The sequence below is a fragment of the Lactobacillus nasalidis genome (assembly GCF_016587775.1).
Taxonomy (GTDB): domain Bacteria; phylum Bacillota; class Bacilli; order Lactobacillales; family Lactobacillaceae; genus Lactobacillus; species Lactobacillus nasalidis.
In genome coordinates this window covers 1-2596 of record NZ_BOCG01000520.1, presented here as the reverse complement: position 1 = coordinate 2596, position 2596 = coordinate 1, and the positions used below count along the sequence as shown (strand labels likewise).

3 protein-coding genes are annotated in these 2596 nt (G+C 55.7%); 1 reads left to right on the top strand and 2 read right to left on the bottom strand.

Annotated features, from left to right (window positions below; all coding sequences use genetic code 11):
- Both lacNas_RS10175 and lacNas_RS10170 read right to left on the bottom strand, forming a co-directional pair.
- The coding region (locus lacNas_RS10175; protein WP_507762787.1) for a neutral/alkaline non-lysosomal ceramidase N-terminal domain-containing protein at window positions 1–729 on the bottom strand (729 nt) is incomplete at its 3' end.
- A 21-nt stretch (window positions 730–750) separates the two neighbouring features.
- A complete protein-coding gene (locus lacNas_RS10170; RefSeq protein WP_201331477.1) occupies window positions 751–1944 on the bottom strand; it encodes a hypothetical protein in 1194 nt (397 codons plus the stop codon).
- A 111-nt stretch (window positions 1945–2055) separates the two neighbouring features.
- Between lacNas_RS10170 and lacNas_RS10165 the strand changes: the two genes are divergently transcribed.
- On the top strand, window positions 2056–2596 hold a 541-nt coding region (locus lacNas_RS10165; RefSeq protein WP_201346827.1), incomplete at its 3' end, for a LysR family transcriptional regulator.

Here is a 2596-nt window from a genome sequence, read left to right as displayed (position 1 = left end):
CCCCTTGACCGTCCGGTCAAGCTCGGCCCAGTCGCGGCCGCGGCGCTGGTAGTGGTTGCTGGAGTCGCCGGCGCAGCCGACCAGCATGACCGGGTAAAAGCCCCAGCTCTTGGCCAGCTCCGTGCACAGGTTCCCTGCCAGATCAGCTGTCAAGTACTGGTTCTTGGCACTGAGGACAGTTGAGTGCACCGCCAGGTTGACGATGCCGGCAACTGCTTCTTGACCGCGGTAGAACTTGACGACTTCCACCAGGTTGTCTGAAAGCTCGCCCGGGTGGTCCCGGTTGCCGTAATAGCCAATGACCATAGTGTCTCCATACTTGGCCGTCACTTCCTCCAGGGAGTCCAAGCACTGCTGGTAGACCTTGAGGAAGCTGTCAACGAAGAAGTCGTAGTACTTCTGGCTGAACTTGCCAAATTCCCAGCTGCGGTGATAGTCACGCACTGAATGGTGGTCGTGAGTGACACCGATAATGATGTTTTCAAAAGGAATGTCGAAATTGCTGCTGATCTTCTGGCGGATGTCAGCAGCCACGATGTCCTCGATTTCCAGCAAGTCCCCGGTCGCCAAAAAGACGTTTTCCCCATTGTCCTTGTGAAACAACAGGCCGTTGATGAAAATATGGTCGTGAATGCCTTTGGCAGGCATGTTGCGCAGCGGGGTCTTGTAGCCCAGGAGGTAAAAAGGCTCCGTTGGGGTGATGTCTGCTCTGCCGTGTCCTAATAACATTTTTCTCCTCTTTCCTAATCCTTAATCCGCTAATTTCTGTTTGATTTCTTCAACCAGCTTCAAGAAGGCCTGGTCACTGCCCGGCCCCAAGCTGCTGTTCATGGCCTCATAAGTCATCTTCTCAAAGTCGCTGGCTTCTGGCAGGTATTTTACCCCGCCATTGACCAGGCTGGCCAGCATGCTGAGCCCCAGCCGCTGGCGGATCTGCCGGCCGAAGGCACTGTTGAGCTCCGGCTGCGTCGCCAGCAGGGTCAAGTTGCCCAGCTGCAAAGCGCTCAAGCTGATGGCTACTGCCGGTCCCGGCTTAGGGACGAAACTTTTCGTCGGCCGGATGTCAAAAGTGTCTTTTTGCCGCATCTGCCCCGGCAAGCTTGCCTGCAAAACCGTCTGCTTGATCCGGCCCTCCAGCTCCCGGTAGGTCAATTCTTCAATGGCTTGAGCCAGGGCCGCTCCCTGCAGGCTGACCAGCTGCTGGTTGCAGGTAAAAGGCCGCTCGGTTGAACCGGTAAACAGCGGACGCTGGTCGCCAGCCGCGCCGACCAGGGGAATGGCCACCCGGTAATTTTCTTCCAAAAAGCGGCTGCAGGCGCCGAAAATGTCGCCATCGATGACCCGCCGGCCTTGATCGTCATCCAGGTGGTCCAGCACGCTAGATTGCAGATCAAAGCTGTAGATCAGGCTGGCGCCGCTGGCGTTTTCCGCCAGCAGGGCCCGGACCTGGTGGTCGCTGAAGCCCTGGAAATTGCGGCCCAGCCACCAGCCTTGATCCGTTTCAACATTGCGGTTGACGTTGATGGGACAAGGTCCCTGGCTATAGGCCAGCTTAGCCGGAGAAAGATCCGCGGCTGCCTCATGAAAGGCCGTCTCAAGCGCGTCCGTCAGCTTCTTCAAGAAAAAGCGGTAAGCAGCTTTTTCCTCATCATTGTTGAGCTGCTGCTTTAAGTGCGGCGAGGAAAAGTTGTGGCTTACGGCAATCCAGACCTGGTCAGCCGCAATCTCCCACTCATCGGCCAGCAGCTGCTTGAAGTAGGTCACGTCCCGCGCCATCAGCGAGGTCAGCTCAAACGAGGCCAGGGCGAATTTTTCCTCGCCCTGCCGCAGCAGAGCCACCCGGACGTACAAGTCGGAACTCTTGGCAGTAAACTCCCTTAGCGGCAGGTCCTGCTCTTGAATTTCGACTCGGCCTTTTCCAAAGCCCGCCAGCAATTCTGTCATTGTTAATTCCCCCTTGCTTTACTTGTTAAATTAATTTTAAAATGGAAGCGGTTCGGACACAATTCAAGCTCGGAATCGCGGCTTTCGAAATCGGAATAAGGAGATTTGCCATTGCAGCACAAATACTTAGAATGTTTTTTAGCCTTGGCCAAGTACAGGAATTTTTCTGAAGCGGCCGAGCAGATGTACATATCCCAGTCCAGCTTTTCCAAAAGCATCAAAAAGCTGGAAAATGACCTGGGCGTTCAGCTCTTCAACCGCGGCGCCAGCGGCGTCACCCTAACTGAATACGGGCAGAGCTATCTGCCTTATGCCAATAAGATCATCAACCTCTACAAGCAGGCCGAGCGGGAAATCGCCCAGCTCAAGTCCCGGGAGCAGGCCCTGCGGATCGGAACTATCCCTTCGGCGGCTGAATACGGGATTCTGGACTTTTTGATCAAGTTCATGAACGAAAGCGGCTACCAGTGCCAGATCTCCACCGGTCCCAGCGGCCAGCTGGAAGAAGAACTGGCTGCCGGAAAGCTGGACTTCGCCTTCATCAAAAACTGCCAGAACCCGCACTTTGAATACCTGCCTTATCAAAGCGACCGGCTGATGGTGGTGCTGCCGGCAGCGGATCCGCTGGCCGGGCAAAAGACGGTCAAGCTGG